The sequence below is a fragment of the Microcystis wesenbergii FACHB-1317 genome (assembly GCF_014696875.1).
Taxonomy (GTDB): Bacteria; Cyanobacteriota; Cyanobacteriia; order Cyanobacteriales; family Microcystaceae; genus Microcystis; species Microcystis wesenbergii_A.
Genome location: NZ_JACJQV010000114.1, coordinates 16,123 through 34,461 on the forward strand (window position 1 = coordinate 16,123; position 18,339 = coordinate 34,461).

The following is an 18,339-nucleotide window of genomic DNA, read 5'->3' on the forward strand; positions in this document are numbered from 1 at the left end:
ATCCGATAATACAACAATATAAAATAATACAATCACCTTCAATCAACCAAACAATCATGACTACACTCAAAGATATTGAATCCGCGATTCTCCAGTTGCCTGACGAAGAAATCCATCAATTATCAGCTTGGTTACAAGACTATCTTGATGATAGTTGGGACAAACAGATAAAAAACGATCTCGAATCAGGGAAACTCGATCGACTATTACAAAAAGTCAACAATGATATCAGTAACAATCAAGTTAAGCCTTTAGATGAAATCCTTAACAACTCCTGATTTTTGGCAATGTTATGCCAACTTACCTCCCTACATTAAGCAACAGGCAAAAAAAGCCTATCGTCTCTGGATTAGTAATGTTTTCCATCGATCATTACATTTCAAGAAAGTAGGGAAAAATGTCTGGTCAGTCCGAATAACTGAGAATTATAGAGCTTTAGCATTGAAAAAAGGTGAAGATTATTACTGGTTTTGGATTGGTTCTCATGATGAGTATGAAGAGTTAATTAAATAGAAGGAGAAAATTAACCATGCTAGATACTAAAGAATTTCGCAATATTATCCACCAAGATTTTACTGAAGTTACCTCACAGGAATTTCTGGCAAATCTAAAAAAATACTGTCCAGAAATTTTTGAAGGCGATAACTATCCCAATGTCACTGAAAATCTTAATAATTTAGCAAAACTCTACCAATCTCAAGGAAGATACGAAGAAGCTGAACCACTCTTAATACAAGCATTAGAATTGAGTCAACGACTATTAGGGGAGAATCATCCCTCTGTTGCTATTTCCCTAAACAATTTAGCAGAATTATACTCATCTCAAGGAAGGTATGAAGAAGCAGAACCCCTCTATTTACAAGCTTTAGCAATTGCCGAGCAAGCTTTAGGGGAGAATCATCCTACTACTGTTAAGATTCGGGAAAACTTACAAACGCTGCGACAACAGCAACATCCATCGTCTTAACTGTGATTGATGGGATTATGTCAAGTTTTTAGGAAATTAAATCAGTTTATTCTTAATCAAACTTAAACGGAGAAAATTAATGACAACCAACTTATTAAATAATGCTATTACCATAGATAACGAAATTCAACATGGTAAACCAATCTTAACAGGAACCCGAATCCCGATCGCCATTGTTATTGGTTCCCTGGCAGGAGGAATGAGCTATGAAGAAGTCATGGAGGAATATGGAGTTACTCAAGAGCAAATTCTTGCTTCTTTAGCATATTTTTCTGAACTTTTAAATAATGAAATCATTTATCCAATGGAGAAAACCAGTTGAAAATTCGCTTTTTAATTGATGAAGACTGCCCCTTAAGTTTAAGCAACTTGCTAAATTCTAAAGGTTATGACGCTATTCATGTAAAAACCTCTGGACTAAGTGGCACAAAAGACCCTGAGCTATTTCGATTTGCTCAACGAGAACAGCGAATTATTATTAGCCGTGATTTGGGATGGGCTAATATCAAAAATTATCCTCCCAATACCCATTGTGGTCTGATTATTTTACGATTTCCTTTTGAGGCGATAGCGGTAGAAATTAGACAGGTTTTAGAAAATTTTATCAATACCGTAGATATAGAAGAAATTATTGGCTCAACGGTAATTGTGGATAAAAATAAGTTTAGGATCAGAAAATCTGGTTGACAAATTAATAGTGTTCCTAATATAAATTAAACAGCGATCACCACTTTTAAACCTGATAGAAAAACAGCAATTCTTTTACAGTTCATTAAATTGTAATTGCTTTTTCACTACCCAATAAACCCAACAGAATAAACCCATGAATACAGCACCCCAAACTATCAAAGTCTATAACGAAATTATTGAACTAATTGCAAGGGGAACCACCCCCCAATCGGTGATTAACTTTCATCTTTCCGATACCGCTCAAAATCGCCTAGAAGACCTAATTTATAACGCTAAAAATAATGAACTTACCCAAGATGAAAAACAGGAACTCGATGCTTATTTAATGCTAGAACATATTATGACCCTAGCAAAAGCAAAAGCTCACCAATATCTCAATGGAGCTAACTAAAATGGCTCGACCTTACATTAGTGTAGAATTGCTAAAATTAGTTGCTGAACGTGCCGATTTTCTCTGTGAATATTGCTTAATTTCTGCTTCTGATAGGGTATCTGGCTGTCAGGTGGATCATATCATTAGTGTTAAACATGGGGGAGCAACTTCGGCTGATAATTTATGCTACGCCTGTATTTTTTGCAATTTACAAAAAGGTACAGACTTGCTGAATACAACACAATCATAGTATTCATTCAATCATTCAAATAATAGTTTATACTTATTATGGGATTATGGGATGGACTATATTGTTAATATTGTTTTGCAGTACAAAAAGGTCATAAAAAATCATGGACAAACAACTATTACTCAATAAAATTAAACAAGCAGTACAAGCGATCGAACCACAAGCGCAAATATTTCTTTATGGTTCACGGGCGCGGAATGATGCTCAACCAGACTCTGATTGGGATATATTAGTATTAGTTGATGGGATCACTAACCCTACTCGCACATCTCAAATCCGTCGTCAAATTTATGAAATCGAATGGGAAACAGAAGAGGTTATTTGTACCATTGTTCGCAGCAAAAATCAATGGGAACATCCCTTATTACAAACTACTCCTTTCTGGCAATCAGTTAACAAAGAAGCTATTATGCTATGAGTAAAAATTCCCCTCACGATCAACTAATTAGGTATCGTTTAAATCGTGCAGAGGAAGCTTATCAAGATGCTTGTTCTCTTGCTGATGGTGCAAGATGGAATAGTTGTATCAATCGTCTATACTATAGTTGCTTTTATGCTGTTACGGCTTTACTTGCTTATGATAATCTCTCATCTCCAAAACATACAGGTGTCCGTAGTCTCTTCAACAAAAACTACATCCGTAGTGAAATTATTTCAAAAGACTTTGGTGCAGTTTATAACGAATTGTTTGAATACCGTCTCGAAGCAGATTATACAGACTTTGCAGATTTTGATGAATTACAAGTTTTTCCTTTCATTGCAAAAGTGAGAGATTTTTTAAATATAATTTCAGACCTGCTTCCTACTGATTAATTGTATGGCAATACATTAAGTAAAGAGCATCTCAATACACAAATGATTCGTAATAATTTACAAATGATGCGACAACAGCAACAATCATCATCTTAACTGTGATTGATGTGATTATGGGATGGACTATGATTGATCATTGATGAAGACTTGCCAAATACAACACAATCATAGTATTCATTCAATCATTCAAATCATAGTTTAGACTGATTATGTGATTATGGGATGGACTATGATTGATCATTGATGAAGACTTGCTGAATACAACACAATCATAGTATTCATTCAATCATTCAAATAACAGTTTAGACTTATTATGGGATTACCGTAGGTGCTTCTCATCCATGCCTCTTAGATTACCGGATTTCGTCCCCCCCCTGAACGGTGACAATTTATCGGCGTTTTCTACCTGTTTGTCGGCGGTGATGCCGTTGATGAACTAGGCGATAGCTAACAAAATAGGTTATCGTAGCAAATACCGTCGCTGATAGTAAGCAACCAAAAAACAGGGTTAAAAGAAATTGGCCGCCAGAACTAGCTAACTTTTCGGTGAAGCTTTGATTAGTTTGAAAAATGTCGCCCAGATTCGATCGCCCGCTTTGACCAAGAATAAACTCTCCTAATTTATAATTAAACAGGAAAATTGGCAGATCGGTCAAGGGATTGCTGATATAAGTACCGGCAGCAGCCGCGATCTTGTTGGCACGAAATAGGGTGGCTAAAAAGATAGCGACGATGATTTGAAGGCCCATCCACGGGAAAAATCCCGAAAAAACTCCCAAGGCAAAACCCCTGGCAATTTCTCTAGGATGTCCTTGTAATCGCATTAAGCGAATATACCAATAGCGCAAAAATCGCAGTAAGCGATTACTCGAATATTTGCGGCTTTTTCTCGCTTTTAATGACCGTGAGCGCATATTTTCGGGCATAAATGCTGACAAAATTGATACCAACTTCAATTTTAGCAAGGAGTGATTAAGAGATGTTAAACACAGGGGATACGATCGCCGCCATCGCTACGGCGATCGTTCCGGAACAGGGTAGTATCGGTATTGTCCGTTTATCTGGTAGTCAGGCAGTGGCGATCGCTCGTAGGCTTTTTCATACCCGCAACCGTCAACCCTGGAAAAGTCATCGTCTTCTCTATGGTTATATCCGGCACCCCCAAAGTCAAGCAATTATCGATGAAGCTTTGCTGTTGCTCATGTTAGCGCCCCGCTCTTTCACCCGCGAGGATGTGGTGGAATTTCACTGTCATGGCGGCATTATGCCCGTACAACAGGTGTTACAGTTATGTCTAGAAAATGGGGCGCGTTTGGCACAAGCGGGGGAATTTAGCCTGCGTGCCTTTCTTAACGGCAGAATTGACCTAACTCAAGCCGAAAGCGTCGTGGATCTCGTGGGGGCGCGTTCTCCCCAAGCGGCACAATTTGCCCTCGCTGGGTTGCAGGGAAAACTCGCGCAACCGATCCGCCATTTGCGTGCCACCTGTCTCGATATTTTGGCCGAAATTGAGGCCCGTATTGACTTTGAAGAGGATTTACCGCCCTTGGATTGCGAGGCGATTCTCCATAGCATAGAACAGGTTTTTTGTCAAGTAAATTTAATTTTAGCTACCGCCGAGCGCGGGGAATTGCTGCGTAGTGGTCTGAAAGTGGCGATCGTGGGACGGCCGAATGTGGGTAAATCCAGTTTGTTAAATGCTTGGAGTCGGAGCGATCGAGCGATTGTCACCGATTTACCCGGCACTACCCGCGATATCGTCGAATCTCAGCTAGTTGTGGCGGGAATTCCCGTACAAGTCCTCGATACGGCAGGAATTCGCTCGGCCAGCGATCGAGTTGAACAAATTGGGGTGGAACGTTCCCGTCAAACGGCCCGGTCTGCTGATTTAGTTCTCTTAACCGTCTCCGCAGAGTCAGGGTGGACCCAGGAGGACGAGGAAATTTATCGCTCTGTCAGCGATCGCCGATTAATTTTAGTGATTAATAAAATTGATTTGGTTAATCCAGAAACGGTAATTTACCCAGCAGAAATTGAGCGAGTTGTCAAGCTATCCGCCGTCCAAAATCAGGGGATTGAAGACTTAGAAAAAACTATTATTAATGCTGTCCAAAATCAAGAACTACAGGCGGCTAATTTGGATTTAGCCATTAATCAACGACAGGCGGCCGCTTTAACTAGGGCGAAAATTGCTTTGGAACAGGTCAAAAAAACAATTGACGAAAATTTGCCTTTTGATTTTTGGTCGATCGATCTGCGTACTGCCATTCAAGCTTTAGGAGAAATTACCGGCGAAGAAGTAACTGAATCGGTACTCGATCGCATTTTTAGCCGCTTTTGTATTGGTAAATAAGCAATTAGAAAATCCGGTCAACCAGAAAGAAGCAAAATTATTTGTAGGATGGGTTAGCGGTAGCGTAACCCATGCAGGCGTTGGGTTTCATGCTTCAACCCAACCTACGTTCATCTTATATTTAATTCCACCCACCCACTTAGGAAATCCTGTCAACCAGAAACAGGGTTTTATCTTTTTGTGTTGGGTTAACTATAGTTTTGTTGAGAATTAGAGAACTCAGATATTACTGGAAAAAATACTTTCCAAGCGGCCGTAATAATGGCACTCCCCAAAAGGATAATTAATGTCCAGACCTGATTTTTTTGGGTTCCTTCCACTGATTTTAGCCGATTGTCGATGCCTTCGATTTTCTCATCTAACACTTTAATATCCCCCTTGATATCTGCTTGTCCTATCTCAAGTTTTGTTAAGCGATTATCTAATCGATCAAACCGTTCATCAATCTTATCGAATTTCTGGCTAACTTCCTTGATGCTGTCTTTGATTTCTTTAAGGACGACATCCAGGGAATAAGTAACAGTTTCGTTAGACATTGGCTAAACTCCTATACTGCATCTGGTTAGAATATAATTTTATCTTAGTCTAGGCTTTAAGAAAATTTTCTTTCAGGAGCGGTTAACTGTAGTCTTGTTGAGGATTGGAGAACTCAGATATTATTGGAAAAAAAGACTTTCCAAGCAGCCGTAATAATGGCACTTCCCAAAAGGATAATCAATGTCCAGACCTGATTTTTTTGGGTTCCCTCTACCGATATTAGCCGATTGTCGATGCCTTCGATTTTCTCGTCTAACACTTTAATATCCCCTTTGAGATCGGTTAATCCTATTTCTAGTTTGGTTAACCGATCTTCTACCTTGTCAAATCTTTCGTTAACCCGCTTCTCAAGCGAGTCAATCTTCCCCTCAATCCTTGTGAGGACAGCTTCTAGGGAATAAGTAACAGTTTCGTTAGACATTGGGTAAACTCCTATACTGCATCTGGTTGGATATAATTTTATCTCAAGTCTAGGCTTTTTGGCATTCCTTACCCCACAGTTAACTTCACTTCTGTTCAACCACTGAGACAGTGTTAGGTGAAAACTTCGCTACTTTCTTGTCACTGATTACCCGTTACTGTTCATTCTCTACGAAAAAACCCTAACTGCCAATTTTTTCGGGAACTTCCTAACATCCCATTCATCTTAAAGCCCATATTCCCCAAAGAAAAAAGGGGGAAATCCAGAGGAGTTTCCGGCTTTTTTCCTAGCCTCTCGGTTTTCTTTTGGTTTGACACTCCCATCGCACTCATGCGAGGGATTCTTCATTCACGGGGAGATGCCTTGCAAAAGCAGTGCCTTTACTTGGTCTTACTCTCCCTCCAGAAGCAGTAGCGGTATGCCCTACCGCCAAAATTCGTAAACCTTCATCTCGAATATTCTTAGCAGCATTGATGTCTCTATCATGACTTTCTCCACATTTAGGACATTGCCAACTGCGAATATCTAAACTCAAACTATCCAGACGATTTAAGCAGTTACTACAAGTCTTGGAACTAGGAAAAAATCTGTCAACTTCTATATAGATTTTTCCTTCCCATTCAGCCTTGTATTTTAACATAGTACAGAATTGACCCCAACCAGCATCACTAATTGATTTTGCTAGTTTCTGGTTTTTGACCATGGTTCTGACTGCCAGATTTTCCACCACTATGACTTGGTTTTCGTCAACTAATTTACGACTTAGTTTGTGGAGGAAATCTTCACGACAACGAACAATTTTAGAGTGAATTTTAGCAACTTTAACTCTAGCTTTATTTCGGTTGTTAGAGCCTTTTTGCTTGCGACTTAATTTCTTTTGTCTCCTCGCTAATCTCTGTTCGTACTTACGGTAGTATTTAGGATTCCCGTGTTTAGTCCCGTCTGATGTAATAGCAAAATGGGTTAGTCCAACGTCTATCCCGATAGCTTTTCCTTCTGATGATTTTTCGGGTAAATCCTGACCATCATCATAGAGACAAGATGCGAAATATTCTCCTGATGGATTAACTGAAACCGTAACAGACTTTAAGTTTCCCTCTGGTGGCCGTGAAACTTGGCAATGGACTTCACCAATTTTAGGCAATACCAAAACATCATTTTTTAACTTACAGTGTTGAGGAAATCTAATCGACTGCCTATTTTGCTTTTTCTTGAAGTTAGGATATTTAGCTCTACCTTCAAAGAAATTAAGGAAAGCACTAGAAAGATTTAAAGCGGCTTGCTGTAATACCTGCGATGGTACTTCGCTTAACCACTCATGCTCTTTTTTTAGGGAAGGCAGCAGCTTAATTATTTCGTCTCTGCTTAATCCTTTTCCAGTTTGCTTGTAAGTTTCAGATGTCAAGTTTAGGGCGTAATTGTAAAACCATCTAGCACAGCCAAACGACTTGGCAAGCAAAACTGATTGCTCGCTTGTCGGATAGATTCTGTACTTAAACGCTTTTAACATCTTGTTTACCAGACTATATTTACTATGTTAAACTAGGCAAGACTAAACTGTCAAGGATTTAATCGTGCTTTGCGGTTCTATTCTGGTCGGGGTTTCATCCCTTCAGTACGAGGGTCTTCACCCCGACATCTGTGATAAATTGGGTTATGTGTGCAAAGGAGTGAGCGAGTGGTGTTTAGCATCGAACCAAAAATTATCAATCCGCCCAAAAACCGTCATGATTATCAATTGTCGGAAGTAATTCGCTATCGTGCTTGGGTAGAGATTGATCGCTCTGCCCTACAACAAAACGTGCGAAAAGTCAAGGCCTTATTAGCCCCAAAAACGGAATTAATGGCGGTAATTAAAGCCGATGCTTACGGACACGGGGCAGTTAAGGTGGCTAACAGCGTTTTAGAAGCTGGAGCGCAGTCTTTAGCCATCGCGACTATCGGGGAAGGTATCGAACTACGGGAAGCGGGAATCGTTGCCCCAATTATGATTTTAGGGGCAGTGAACACCCCGGAAGAAGTGGCAGCCTTAGCCCATTGGCAATTGCAACCCACCCTGGTGCAAATCGAACAGGTGCAAATTTTTGCCAGCGTGATGAGACGCTTAGAGCAGCGGCTGCCGGTCCATATCAAACTAGATACGGGGATGTCTCGCTTAGGTACACAATGGCACAACGGCACCAAATTCGTCGAACAGGTTTTAGAGGCTCCTAACCTGAAAATTGCCAGTATATACTCCCATTTTGCCACAGCTGACGATCCCAATCCCGAGATCATGCAGTTACAACGGCAAAGATTCCAACAAGCGATCGCCGAGTTAAGATCAAAAGGTTATCATCCCCCCTGTCTACATTTAGCCAACTCTGCCGCTACCCTAAGCGATCGATCTCTGCACTACGATCGAGTTAGAGTCGGATTAGCTCTCTACGGTCTTTATCCCGCCAATCATCTCACCGATAAAGTCCCTTTGCAACCGGTGCTGCAAATAAAAGCACGCATTGCCCAAGTCAAAACCATTGCCGCCGGTTCGGGAGTGAGTTATGGTCATCAGTACATAGCGACAAAAGACACCCGTATTGCTGTGGTCGGTATCGGTTACGCTGATGGAATTCCCCGCAATCTCTCCAATCGTTTAAAAGTATCCCTGAGAGGACGTTTAGTACCCCAAATCGGCGCGATAACCATGGATCAGTTAATGATTGACGTGAGCGAGATTCCAGAGGTAAAAACAGGGGAAATCGTCACACTTATCGGTAAAGACGGCCCACAGTGCATCACCGCCGACGATTGGGCGCGGGATTTAGGTACGATATCCTGGGAGATTCTCTGCGGTTTTAAGCATCGTTTGCCGCGAGTTATTATTAGCAATGGCTAATTAGGGTTTGCGGCAAAAAGTTTTTCCTGGGGGCAGGGTGTGGGGTGTAGGGTGTAGGGTGTAGGGTGTAGGGTTTTAGCGATTTTGAGGGGGTCAATTACCTAATTTTCAGGGAAAAAGTCCCGGAATTTTCCACCCGATCACTCCCATATCTGGTACTTTTTGGAAACCAAAAAGTCTAAAAGTCTTACCCAACAAGGTTTTCACATTTATTGAGCAAGCCCTAATTATGGCGGTGATCTTAAAAAATGTCAATTGGCGGCAATTCTTACTGTTGACTGGTGAGATGTGTAATTAATTTTGCTTAGGTGCTTACCGCTGCCAAGTGCGATCGCTAATTGCTAGGCTAGATTAGGGGATGAATTCTCCAGTGCTTTAGGTTAGAATAAACAGGGTTAATCGACGGCAAATGATTAGTTTTACCCTAGAGGCAGCGATGACTACAAGCAAAGATTTACCCCTACCCCCCGGCAGTTTCGGATTACCCCTATTAGGAGAAACAATCGCTTTTTTGACCGATGGGGATTTTGCCAGTAAACGTCATAATAAATATGGTCAACTTTTCCGTACTCATATTTTTGGCAGTCCCACGATTATTTTATCCGGTACCGAAGCTAACCGTTTTCTCCTCAGCAACGAGAATAAATACTTTGCCGCAACTTGGCCTAAAAGTACCAAAACTCTCTTAGGTAGCGCATCTTTAGCGGTGCATACGGGAGATGTTCACGCTTCCCGTCGTCGTTTAATCTATCAAGCTTTTCAACCCCGCTCCCTAGCAAGTTATATCCCTACGGTAGAAACAATTACCGCTCACTATTTAGAGCGTTGGCAAACCGCAAAAACCCTGTCATGGTATCCTGAATTAAGAAACTATACTCTCGATATCGCCTGTAAATTATTTATCGGTCTTGACCAGGGTTCTGCTACCAAATTAGGAGAAGTTTTTGATACTTGGTGTGCGGGACTATTTACCCTTCCCCTTCCCCTTCCCTGGACAGCTTTCGGCAAAGCATTACGCTGTCGAGAAGAATTACTGCAAGCGCTCGAAACTATCATTTTAGAAAGACAAAAAAATGATGACTTAGGCCAAGATGCTCTGGCTATCCTTTTACAAGCTAAAGACGAAAACGGTCAAAGTTTATCCTTAGCGGAATTAAAGGATCAAGTGCTATTATTACTCTTTGCTGGTCATGAAACTTTAACCTCCGCTATCGCCACTTTCTGCCTACAAATGGCACTGCATCCCGATATTTTTCAGCTTGTATTGGAGGAAATAACTAATTTTGATCTATCCACTCCTTTAAGCGTTGATACCCTCAAACAGATGACCTATTTAGATCGCGTTTTAAAGGAAGTTTTACGTTTTACTCCCCCCGTGGGAGGAGGATTCCGTCGGGTAATAGAAGACTGTCAATTTAACGGTTATCATTTGCCGAAAGGATGGGTAGTGCAGTATCAAATCAGCAATACCCATAAAGATAATAATATTTATTCCCATCCTGAAACCTTCGATCCCGATCGCTTTTTAGCCGAGGAAAAACCCTACGGATATATCCCCTTTGGTGCGGGATTGCGCGAATGTATCGGCAAGGAATTCGCTCGTTTAGAGATGAAAATTTTAGCCGTTCGTTTAGTAGAAAAATACGATTGGCAATTACTCCCTAATCAAGATCTCACCCTCACCACTATCCCCACTCCCCATCCTCGCGACGGTTTACAAGTCACCTTTAAACCCCGTTAACCAGTTAGGATAAAAAAACTTTAAAAACAGTTTAGCGTTTTTCTCGTAGCCGTGAAATTTATTTCACGGCCTTTATTGTCGGAAATGCTCAGATTTTGAGCCGTCGGTGGAACTGACAGAGGTTAATCGGCAGCGGGTAAAGCTTTCGATAATTCTCCATTTTGCCGATGATTTGGTCTATCAAATTCGAGAACTAGGTAACGAATTAAACGCGCTAGGGATTTTTGTAGCAAACCTTCAGCAATTTTTTGTCCCATCTGTTGGGTTTCCGGTTTAGCGATTAGTTTCGTCATCACTGGCACCATAGCCATGGCATCAAATCCTTTTGTTTCCTGTAAAATACTAAAGATGTTGCGAAGATGCTCAAAACTCTTAGCATCACCCAACAATTCTGGGGGAGTTTCTTGTACCGCTAAACCCACCTGTTGCCGGAAATTAACCGTGAGATTAAACCAAGTGCGACGACCGAAATTATCGAGGGTATTTACTAACTCATTAACTAACTTTTCGCGGATAAATATACCCCTGTCTGACAGAAGAAAATCTAATGCTTGTTCGGTGACTTTCTCGAAGTTAAAATCATTAGAATCTTTAGCATTACGCAAGAGATTTTCTAAACGATTCCAGCGAAAAGTACCGTCTTTAAACAATAAATCTCGCAAGGAATCTCGCAACTCCGTGGAAGGATCGGTGAGCAGACGTTTAGCAATATAAGGATAGGCTTTACTCAGTACCTTAAAATTAGGATCGATGCCAATTGCTATTCCCTCTAAAGTCACCATTGAGCGAATAATTAGGGCATAATAGGCAGGAACTCGAAAGGGAAACTCATACATCATCGCCGACATTTTATCGGTGATACTTTTAAAGTTTAATTCTGCCACACTCGCCCCTAAAGCATTACCGAAAACTTCCGAAAAAGCGGGAACGATTGGCTCTAAATTGGTGGTTGGTGATAGGAAGTCTAACTTAACGTAATCCTTGGCCAAAGACTCAAAATCCCGGTTGACTAAATGGACCACCGCTTCGATTAAACCGTAGCGTTGATAGGGTTCAATATTGCTCATCATGCCGAAATCAAGATAAGCTAATTTACCGTCAGGAGTCGCTAATAAATTACCCGGATGGGGATCCGCATGGAAAAATCCGTGTTCAAGTAATTGACGCAAAGAACACTGCACCCCCACATTAACTAAGTGGGTGGCATCAATACCCTGAGCTTGAATTTCTTTGATATTAGTTAATTTTGTGCCGTCCACCCACTCCATGGTTAAAACCCTTCGGCCGGTATATTTCCAGTAGATTTTGGGGATGTAAATTTCGGCAATATGACCATAAAGTTGAGCGAATTTTTCGGCGTTTTGTCCTTCGTGAAGATAATTAATTTCTTCAAAAATACGACCAGCTAATTCGTCGGTAATTGCCACTAAATCGGAGCGAAGTCTTTTAACATTAATTTTCGCCCAACTCGCCAAACTACGCATGATATACACATCTAAAGTTATACAGCGAATCAAATCGGGACGCTGTACTTTAACGGCGACTCTCTCTCCGGTTTTTAATTTACCTTTGTAAACTTGTCCTAGGGAAGCGGCCGCTATGGGATTGGGGGATAATTCTGCATAAATTTCTTCAGGAGAATAACCTAATTCTTCTTCGATAAAACGATAGGCAATTTCGTTAGGAAAAGAGGGAATTTGATCCTGGAGAGTGGTTAATTCTTCTAAATATAAAGGCGGTACTAAATCAGGCCGGGTAGAGAGAGCTTGACCGATCTTAATATAGGTGGGTCCCAATTTGGTCAACATTTCCCGCAATTGTACGGCCCGTCTAATTTCATTTTTTGGCGATTTTCCCCGCAGTTTATCCCACCAGATACCGATGACAAAAGATAAAACCGGTAGGGCAATTTCGATTAATCTCCCCACAACGTCTAGAGGTCGCCGACGGTAATAGTCGTTAATAACTTGGGGATTGTAGCGCCAACTCTCGGCTACGTTGTCATCCATGGGGCCGATATTTTCCCGATGCTCTTCGGGAATATGCACGGGCTGCACTTCAACAGTAATCGCTTCTTCGGGTTGCGTCTCTGGGGAGATCATCTGTTCGGACATAGTTCGGTGACAAGGCAGGGTGATTTGTAAACTATTGTAACAAGTATCGGCTTGCTGCCCGATCTTGTTTTTGTCTCCCCGAATGGTTATCGGTGTTTTTGACGATTTCGAGGCTGATAAGCTGTTCGTAATTTAAATTGCTTGTTGAGATCAGGCGGTCGGCAGGCTTCGTTAATGCCTCTCAAAGTATTCTACAATAGCTCTCGCTATCGATTCTGCACCATCTTTAGGCAGTTTAACCTTTAATCTTGGCGGTTGGGGAGCTTGCCGCAAAAAGTCCCAATTACCTTGAAAAAATTCTTCACTGCTAATAATTTGATGATAACTATAATCTTGGATTCCAGCCAATAAAATCGCTGATTCGGCAAAACCTTCTCGCATCAGAGAAACAATCGGAACCTCTAATTTTAAAGCCTCGGCAAAGGTACTATATCCCGGTTTGGAAATAATTCGATCGCACAGGGGCATAAAATCCACGGGACGATAGCTCCGATCTGGTTTATCCTGTAAGCGGACTAAATTGGGCAGTTCGGGGGCGTTTTTTTCAAAAGTGATAAATTGCCAATCGGGAAAACTGGCGAGATTATCATAGGGAATTGCTTCTAATCCTAACCCACCAAAACTCAATAAAATAGTTTTTTCTTTGGGGGCATTTAGCTTAAACTCCTGTCGCAATTCTTCTTCACTGTAGCGGGGTGTACCCCCAGTTAAATTTGCTTCTGTAACGTGAGGAAATGCTGTCATCGCTTCTGCTAAAGGCAGTTTAAATAAGTGATCGCATTGATTATAACAACGACTAATCCAATCACTAATACTGGCAAATTCTTCACCCCAATCACGATAGATAAAATCCCAGCCGAAGTTACCAATCATCCAACAAGGAAGCCCCGCACTTTTGGCAATTAGTGCCGCTAAAGGCGGTAAATCGGCCACAACTAAACCCACACGATTAGTTTTAATAAAATTAACTTCACTGGCAATAATTGACCTTGATTGAGCAATTATTTGTTCTAATTTTTCTTTAGTAGCTAATTTATCCATCGTTAAACTATCCGATTGGATTACCCCCACATCAAACCCCCGGGGTCTTTGAATATATTCTCCGGATATATAGGAATCTAATAACCAGCGCGGGGCTGTGGTGACTAATATCGGCAAAATTTCGGGATTAAGTTCAATAATATTAGCTACCACCGAAGCACTGCGGACAGCATGGCCAAAACCATGATTAGTAACGGCAAAATAAACAACAGGACGAGACATAAATATCAAGTAAGGTGAGAATAATAAGCGATAAATTTTGTTTTTCAGACCGTAGATAATAATTACCCTTAATTTTAGGGAGGCAAATGAGGCAGTATATAAATACTAGCAAAAGCATAATATTCCGCTCCCGGTTGACAAGCTTCTTGCAGTAAAGATAAAACCTCCGAGTCTCCTTGTTTGGCGTAACGTAATAATGCTAACAACTTTTTAATATATTGACTACGATGGTTGATTAATTCTTTTCGTCCACGCATACCATTGAGATCGAACAAATCTTCAACAATTTGACCACGCCGATCCCGACCATAAACACTGGCTAATTTTGCCATTTCATCCCAAACAAATTCAAGATGTGTATTCGGATCGGTTACTCCATCCGTGGGGTCTATTAACAGAGGATTTCCTGTGATATCATCGAGAGGAAAATTTGTGCCTTTGTGATTGGCATCATTACATTTATCACAAGAAAGCAGTAAATTCTCCCAAGTAAAAGTCAGATTAGGATACTGGCTTTTTGGATAAAAATGTTTGATCGCTCCGTAAGTTACCACTGTAATCTTACTTTCACAGTAAGCGCATTTCCCATTAAACATTTTAACTAATGCTTCTTTAACTTGCGGATGACTGTATTTATTTTGTGCTTTGTTAATTTGAGATTTAGTTGCCTTGTTGTCTGATTTTATTGATTCTAAAGCCTCTAGCCAACGAGCGGCATTTTTAGCTAATACGCGTGGCTTTGATATTCTCGTGACAGGAATCAAGATAAACGCTCCTCTAGTAAGGCATCAATTCGGGATTCTAAACTATTAGGTTGACTAATTTCGCTAAAGGGTTTAACGTCTTGAACAAATAATGACAGTTGTTCATATTCTTGCTTTTCTTCTGCTGCCAGATTTTTATTTTTACGATTTAGTTGGTGGTAACGCTTAATTTTATTTTCTGTCTCAGTGGGAAAGGTTGATTTCAAACCAAAAGCAGAACTTGTTAAAGTACGATCAACATTAGCCGCTAATTCTAAATAAGGAATTTCTACAATCTCTAATTCACCCGCTACCAGATCGATTCGTAGGGTTAAAGACTTTTCCCCCGCACCGGCAGCGATTAAAGGACTATGAGTAGCGACAAAGAATTGAAGCTTGGGAAAAACTTCCTGTAACCATCCAGCAATTTCCCTTTGCCAAGAAGGATGTAAATGAATATCTAACTCATCGATTAAGACGACTCCAGAAGCCTCTGTGGGGTTATCTAGATTGGGGAAGGATTGTAATAATCGCCAAATTAAATCCCCAGCTAAAGCAATCATACTCCGAAAACCATCGGATAAACTAATGGTTGGAACTTTTTGACCGTTAACTAGAAACTGAATCAAGCCATCGGCAGTTACTTCAGCAATTTCTACATTACCGGGTAACAGTTTAGTAATTGCTTCTTCGCCGATTTTTTTCATTTGTTTGGCTTGATTATCTTCAGGATTTTTGGCTATTCGATAATCTAAATACACCATCCATCTCTCAAAAGAACTTAAAGATGTATCCTCATTAAATTGGCTGAAAAAGTTGCTAGAGCGTTTCGGAGGTTCAAGACTAGGAATAATCACTTGACTCACTCGTGTCAAACGACGGAAAGCTCCATAACCGACGGCAAACCAACCATGATTATCGGAGGCAAAAGCATTGGCTCGCAACCAACTCAAAATTTTGCTATTTTCTTCGATTAATGCTGGTTCTGTATAGGTTTGTTTGTCCTTACTGCCTCCTAACTCTAACCTTTCCTTGCCTGTAACAAAATAGGAATAAGCAAAAGTTTTTCGAGTTTTATCCGTACCAAATTTTCCTGCATCCCCATCTTCTTGATGAAGCACTGCGGTTAATTTACCCGGTGTCTTGGGATTACATATCCAACCAGTCGGACGTGGTAATAATTCTTTGGCTGCTTCTGGTCCTGCGAGCAGCAAAGCTAAAGCCTGTAAAATCGTGCTTTTTCCTACTCCATTTTCTCCTAATAAAGTGATCCAATGATAAGGTTTAGCTCGCCAATGACGTTGATTATTGGGATTACGAATAAATTTAATCTCTTGATTCTGGAAGCATTTAATGTTTTCGAGTGTTATACTTTCAACCCACATCGACATTCCCCCAGAGAATAACAGCGATCGATAAAATTCTAGCTTATTCGGTCACATCTAGCCCTTTTTGGCCTTCATCTCTAAATCCAGTCAAAAACCCTCTCTTCGGGGAGAGGGGGAATTAGATTTAGGAATTTTCCTCTAATCCAAAGACGCGATTAAAAGCTTTCAAGACTTTATAACCAGAATCGATCGATTCTAAGGGATCTTTCCGCAAACGGTGACGTAAACAGAGAACAATTACCCGACGGATATCATCTACCGTCACAGTTGTCCGTCCTTCCAAAGCGGCCAGAGCTTTAGCGGCGCGATTGGTAACGATATCGCCGCGCAATCCATCCACGTCTAACTCGGAACAAACCTCGGAAATTTTCACCCGCAGATCGTAATCAAGCTCAACGGAAGGCAAAAGATTTTGGGCCTCCACTAGCTTTCTTTGCAGTTCTTCCTGTTCTAAGTTGTATTTCTCTAAAAACGAGATCGGATTGCCATCAAATTCCGCACGCTGTTCCACGATTTTGACCCGTAGAGGTGGTTCTTTGACGGTGTGAATCTCGGCGTGCATTCCGAAGCGATCGAGCAGTTGTGGGCGCAATTCTCCCTCTTCTGGGTTGCCCGATCCCACCAAAACAAACCGGGCCGGGTGACGGATGGAAATTCCTTCCCGTTCCACCGTATTCCAACCACTAGCGGCCGAATCTAATAGCACATCGACGAGGTGATCGTCAAGTAAATTGACTTCATCCACATAGAGAATGCCGCGGTTAGCTTTGGCCAGCAAACCAGGTTCAAAAGCTTTTACCCCTTCTGACAGGGCCTTTTCGATGTCAATCGTGCCACAGACCCGATCCTCCGTCGCACCGAGGGGCAGATCTACCATAGTGACTTTTTTCTTGGCAATGGTCAAGGGAATGGCTTCATCCACCTTTTGCCGCACCTCATCGCTCATTAAATCGGGATCATTGGGGTCAGAATTAAAGGGATCGTTAGCAACTACGTCAATTTCTGGTAAAAGGTCGGCTAAAGCCCTAATTGTGGTCGATTTTCCCGTACCTCGATCCCCCATAATCATCACCCCGCCAATTTTGGGGTCGATGACGTTGAGCATTAGGGATAATTTCATTTCTTCCTGGCCGACAATAGCGGTGAAGGGAAAAACCACGCGGCGAGTTTTCGGAGGAGCTTGGGGAGTCACGGTCATAGGTGGATTCAAAAGTCAAGAGTTTTTGAGTAAAGAATTATATCTAGTGGGGGTTCTAGCCGTCAGCTTTCAGCAAAGCTTTATCATTGTAAGTCTTTTTCCCTGCTTTTTAAGATCCAGCGCCAGAGGGGATGACCTGGCCCTTCGTCCCGAATTTTCTGCACCCGTTGCTCTAAGCGCAGTTTTTCTCTGGGGGAAAGTCCTAAAACAATATTGCGACTTTGCCAGACTAACACTGCTCCTGTAATGGCAACACAAAAGGCTAGACCGATAGAAGGCCAGTAATTGAAAGCTAAAGCGTATCTAAGGGCTGTCCAAGTAAAATATTGCCGCATTAAAGCTATATCATCCCATAAAACCCATAAACTAGCCGAACCAATCACTAACCAACAACCCAACACGAATAACCAACGACCCCATACCGTCAGTCGATGTAATCTTTGGACTTGTTGCTGTAGTTCGGAATCGGCCATTTCAGTTATCAGTTATTCAGTGGGGGTGTGGGGTGTGGGGTGTGGGGGAATGGGGAAGTGGGGTGTGGGGTGTGGGGTGTGGGGTGTGGGGGGTGGGGTGTGGGGTGTGGGGGGATGGGGTGTGGGGAGTGGGGTGTGGG

The 18,339-nt window shown here is 41.5% G+C and carries 22 protein-coding genes; 12 read left to right on the forward strand and 10 right to left on the reverse strand.

What is annotated here, in order from left to right; all coding sequences use genetic code 11:
* The first annotated feature begins 56 nt into the window (after positions 1-56).
* The 9 genes from H6F92_RS08865 to H6F92_RS08905 all read left to right on the forward strand — a co-directional run bounded on the left by H6F92_RS08865 (position 57) and on the right by H6F92_RS08905 (position 3,093).
* Complete coding sequence (locus H6F92_RS08865; RefSeq protein WP_002736659.1) at positions 57-278, forward strand: hypothetical protein; 222 nt, start codon at positions 57-59, stop codon at positions 276-278.
* Entirely contained in the window at positions 256-513 is a 258-nt protein-coding gene (locus H6F92_RS08870; RefSeq protein WP_002737575.1) for a ParE family toxin-like protein, read from the forward strand. Before H6F92_RS08865 ends, H6F92_RS08870 begins: the two co-directional genes overlap by 23 nt.
* Before the next feature lie 16 nt (positions 514-529).
* Entirely contained in the window at positions 530-967 is a 438-nt protein-coding gene (locus H6F92_RS08875) for a tetratricopeptide repeat protein (protein ID WP_052276905.1), read from the forward strand.
* A gap of 79 nt (positions 968-1,046) precedes the next feature.
* Positions 1,047-1,289 carry a DUF433 domain-containing protein gene (locus H6F92_RS08880; protein ID WP_002744173.1) on the forward strand — a complete coding sequence of 81 codons (243 nt, stop codon included), beginning with the start codon at positions 1,047-1,049 and terminating at the stop codon, positions 1,287-1,289.
* Entirely contained in the window at positions 1,286-1,654 is a 369-nt protein-coding gene (locus H6F92_RS08885) for a DUF5615 family PIN-like protein (RefSeq protein WP_002744172.1), read from the forward strand. Before H6F92_RS08880 ends, H6F92_RS08885 begins: the two co-directional genes overlap by 4 nt.
* Positions 1,655-1,790: 136 nt before the next feature.
* On the forward strand, positions 1,791-2,048 hold the full coding sequence (locus tag H6F92_RS08890; protein ID WP_190357572.1) for a hypothetical protein: 258 nt from the start codon (positions 1,791-1,793) through the stop codon (positions 2,046-2,048).
* Between the two features lies 1 nt (position 2,049).
* A complete protein-coding gene (locus H6F92_RS08895; protein ID WP_242030066.1) occupies positions 2,050-2,280 on the forward strand; it encodes an HNH endonuclease in 231 nt (76 codons plus the stop codon).
* A 103-nt stretch (positions 2,281-2,383) separates the two neighbouring features.
* Complete coding sequence (locus tag H6F92_RS08900; protein ID WP_002737075.1) at positions 2,384-2,698, forward strand: nucleotidyltransferase domain-containing protein; 315 nt, start codon at positions 2,384-2,386, stop codon at positions 2,696-2,698.
* The gene (locus H6F92_RS08905; RefSeq protein ID WP_190357573.1) at positions 2,695-3,093 is read left to right on the forward strand and encodes a HEPN domain-containing protein; all 399 of its coding nucleotides are present in this window, start codon (positions 2,695-2,697) and stop codon (positions 3,091-3,093) included. Before H6F92_RS08900 ends, H6F92_RS08905 begins: the two co-directional genes overlap by 4 nt.
* A gap of 389 nt (positions 3,094-3,482) precedes the next feature.
* Here the strand turns inward: H6F92_RS08905 and H6F92_RS08910 are convergent, their stop codons facing one another.
* Positions 3,483-4,019, reverse strand: a complete 537-nt coding sequence (locus tag H6F92_RS08910; RefSeq protein WP_190357574.1) for a DUF2062 domain-containing protein — start codon at positions 4,017-4,019, stop codon at positions 3,483-3,485.
* Positions 4,020-4,072: 53 nt separating this feature from the next.
* Between H6F92_RS08910 and mnmE the strand changes: the two genes are divergently transcribed.
* Complete coding sequence (gene mnmE, locus H6F92_RS08915; protein ID WP_190357575.1) at positions 4,073-5,446, forward strand: tRNA uridine-5-carboxymethylaminomethyl(34) synthesis GTPase MnmE; 1,374 nt, start codon at positions 4,073-4,075, stop codon at positions 5,444-5,446.
* Between the two features lie 188 nt (positions 5,447-5,634).
* On the opposite strand, the gene H6F92_RS08920 is transcribed toward mnmE, so the two are convergent.
* The 3 genes from H6F92_RS08920 to tnpB all read right to left on the reverse strand — a co-directional run bounded on the left by H6F92_RS08920 (position 5,635) and on the right by tnpB (position 7,914).
* On the reverse strand, positions 5,635-5,982 hold the full coding sequence (locus tag H6F92_RS08920; RefSeq protein WP_190357576.1) for a DUF4164 family protein: 348 nt from the start codon (positions 5,980-5,982) through the stop codon (positions 5,635-5,637).
* 113 nt (positions 5,983-6,095) lie between these two features.
* Positions 6,096-6,404: a DUF4164 family protein gene (locus H6F92_RS08925; RefSeq protein WP_190357577.1), complete on the reverse strand. Its 309-nt coding sequence runs from the start codon at positions 6,402-6,404 to the stop codon at positions 6,096-6,098.
* A 328-nt stretch (positions 6,405-6,732) separates the two neighbouring features.
* A complete protein-coding gene (tnpB, locus tag H6F92_RS08930; RefSeq protein WP_190357578.1) occupies positions 6,733-7,914 on the reverse strand; it encodes an IS200/IS605 family element RNA-guided endonuclease TnpB in 1,182 nt (393 codons plus the stop codon).
* Between the two features lie 168 nt (positions 7,915-8,082).
* Here tnpB and alr point away from each other — a divergent pair, with 168 nt between their 5' ends.
* Positions 8,083-9,279, forward strand: coding sequence for an alanine racemase (gene alr / locus H6F92_RS08935; RefSeq protein ID WP_190357579.1), 1,197 nt, complete (start codon positions 8,083-8,085; stop codon positions 9,277-9,279).
* Positions 9,280-9,715: 436 nt separating this feature from the next.
* Entirely contained in the window at positions 9,716-11,020 is a 1,305-nt protein-coding gene (locus tag H6F92_RS08940; RefSeq protein ID WP_190357580.1) for a cytochrome P450, read from the forward strand.
* A gap of 122 nt (positions 11,021-11,142) precedes the next feature.
* On the opposite strand, the gene H6F92_RS08945 is transcribed toward H6F92_RS08940, so the two are convergent.
* The 6 genes from H6F92_RS08945 to H6F92_RS08970 all read right to left on the reverse strand — a co-directional run bounded on the left by H6F92_RS08945 (position 11,143) and on the right by H6F92_RS08970 (position 18,199).
* Positions 11,143-13,134 carry an ABC1 kinase family protein gene (locus tag H6F92_RS08945; RefSeq protein ID WP_190357581.1) on the reverse strand — a complete coding sequence of 664 codons (1,992 nt, stop codon included), beginning with the start codon at positions 13,132-13,134 and terminating at the stop codon, positions 11,143-11,145.
* Between the two features lie 171 nt (positions 13,135-13,305).
* Positions 13,306-14,397, reverse strand: coding sequence for a glycosyltransferase family protein (locus H6F92_RS08950; RefSeq protein WP_190357582.1), 1,092 nt, complete (start codon positions 14,395-14,397; stop codon positions 13,306-13,308).
* A 74-nt stretch (positions 14,398-14,471) separates the two neighbouring features.
* Complete coding sequence (locus tag H6F92_RS08955) at positions 14,472-15,161, reverse strand: retron system putative HNH endonuclease (RefSeq protein ID WP_190357583.1); 690 nt, start codon at positions 15,159-15,161, stop codon at positions 14,472-14,474.
* Positions 15,158-16,525, reverse strand: a complete 1,368-nt coding sequence (locus H6F92_RS08960) for an AAA family ATPase (RefSeq protein ID WP_190357584.1) — start codon at positions 16,523-16,525, stop codon at positions 15,158-15,160. The genes H6F92_RS08955 and H6F92_RS08960 overlap by 4 nt, the downstream gene beginning before the upstream one ends.
* A gap of 127 nt (positions 16,526-16,652) precedes the next feature.
* Positions 16,653-17,726, reverse strand: coding sequence for a magnesium chelatase ATPase subunit I (gene bchI, locus H6F92_RS08965; RefSeq protein WP_002778711.1), 1,074 nt, complete (start codon positions 17,724-17,726; stop codon positions 16,653-16,655).
* Positions 17,727-17,809: 83 nt separating this feature from the next.
* Positions 17,810-18,199, reverse strand: coding sequence for a hypothetical protein (locus tag H6F92_RS08970; protein ID WP_190357585.1), 390 nt, complete (start codon positions 18,197-18,199; stop codon positions 17,810-17,812).
* Positions 18,200-18,339: the final 140 nt, after the last annotated feature.

Excerpts from the sequence above, each read along its gene's own strand:
- H6F92_RS08920 (WP_190357576.1), bottom strand. The coding sequence starts at position 5,982 with ATGTCTAACGAAACTGTTACTTATTCCCTGGATGTCGTCCTTAAAGAA.
- tnpB (WP_190357578.1), bottom strand. The coding sequence starts at position 7,914 with ATGTTAAAAGCGTTTAAGTACAGAATCTATCCGACAAGCGAGCAATCA.
- H6F92_RS08950 (WP_190357582.1), bottom strand. The coding sequence starts at position 14,397 with ATGTCTCGTCCTGTTGTTTATTTTGCCGTTACTAATCATGGTTTTGGC.
- H6F92_RS08910 (WP_190357574.1), bottom strand. The coding sequence starts at position 4,019 with ATGCCCGAAAATATGCGCTCACGGTCATTAAAAGCGAGAAAAAGCCGC.
- H6F92_RS08925 (WP_190357577.1), bottom strand. The coding sequence starts at position 6,404 with ATGTCTAACGAAACTGTTACTTATTCCCTAGAAGCTGTCCTCACAAGG.
- H6F92_RS08865 (WP_002736659.1), top strand. The coding sequence starts at position 57 with ATGACTACACTCAAAGATATTGAATCCGCGATTCTCCAGTTGCCTGAC.
- H6F92_RS08940 (WP_190357580.1), top strand. The coding sequence starts at position 9,716 with ATGACTACAAGCAAAGATTTACCCCTACCCCCCGGCAGTTTCGGATTA.
- H6F92_RS08870 (WP_002737575.1), top strand. The coding sequence starts at position 256 with ATGAAATCCTTAACAACTCCTGATTTTTGGCAATGTTATGCCAACTTA.
- H6F92_RS08880 (WP_002744173.1), top strand. The coding sequence starts at position 1,047 with ATGACAACCAACTTATTAAATAATGCTATTACCATAGATAACGAAATT.
- bchI (WP_002778711.1), bottom strand. The coding sequence starts at position 17,726 with ATGACCGTGACTCCCCAAGCTCCTCCGAAAACTCGCCGCGTGGTTTTT.
- H6F92_RS08960 (WP_190357584.1), bottom strand. The coding sequence starts at position 16,525 with ATGTGGGTTGAAAGTATAACACTCGAAAACATTAAATGCTTCCAGAAT.
- H6F92_RS08875 (WP_052276905.1), top strand. The coding sequence starts at position 530 with ATGCTAGATACTAAAGAATTTCGCAATATTATCCACCAAGATTTTACT.
- H6F92_RS08890 (WP_190357572.1), top strand. The coding sequence starts at position 1,791 with ATGAATACAGCACCCCAAACTATCAAAGTCTATAACGAAATTATTGAA.
- H6F92_RS08895 (WP_242030066.1), top strand. The coding sequence starts at position 2,050 with ATGGCTCGACCTTACATTAGTGTAGAATTGCTAAAATTAGTTGCTGAA.
- mnmE (WP_190357575.1), top strand. The coding sequence starts at position 4,073 with ATGTTAAACACAGGGGATACGATCGCCGCCATCGCTACGGCGATCGTT.
- H6F92_RS08970 (WP_190357585.1), bottom strand. The coding sequence starts at position 18,199 with ATGGCCGATTCCGAACTACAGCAACAAGTCCAAAGATTACATCGACTG.
- H6F92_RS08945 (WP_190357581.1), bottom strand. The coding sequence starts at position 13,134 with ATGTCCGAACAGATGATCTCCCCAGAGACGCAACCCGAAGAAGCGATT.
- H6F92_RS08900 (WP_002737075.1), top strand. The coding sequence starts at position 2,384 with ATGGACAAACAACTATTACTCAATAAAATTAAACAAGCAGTACAAGCG.
- H6F92_RS08905 (WP_190357573.1), top strand. The coding sequence starts at position 2,695 with ATGAGTAAAAATTCCCCTCACGATCAACTAATTAGGTATCGTTTAAAT.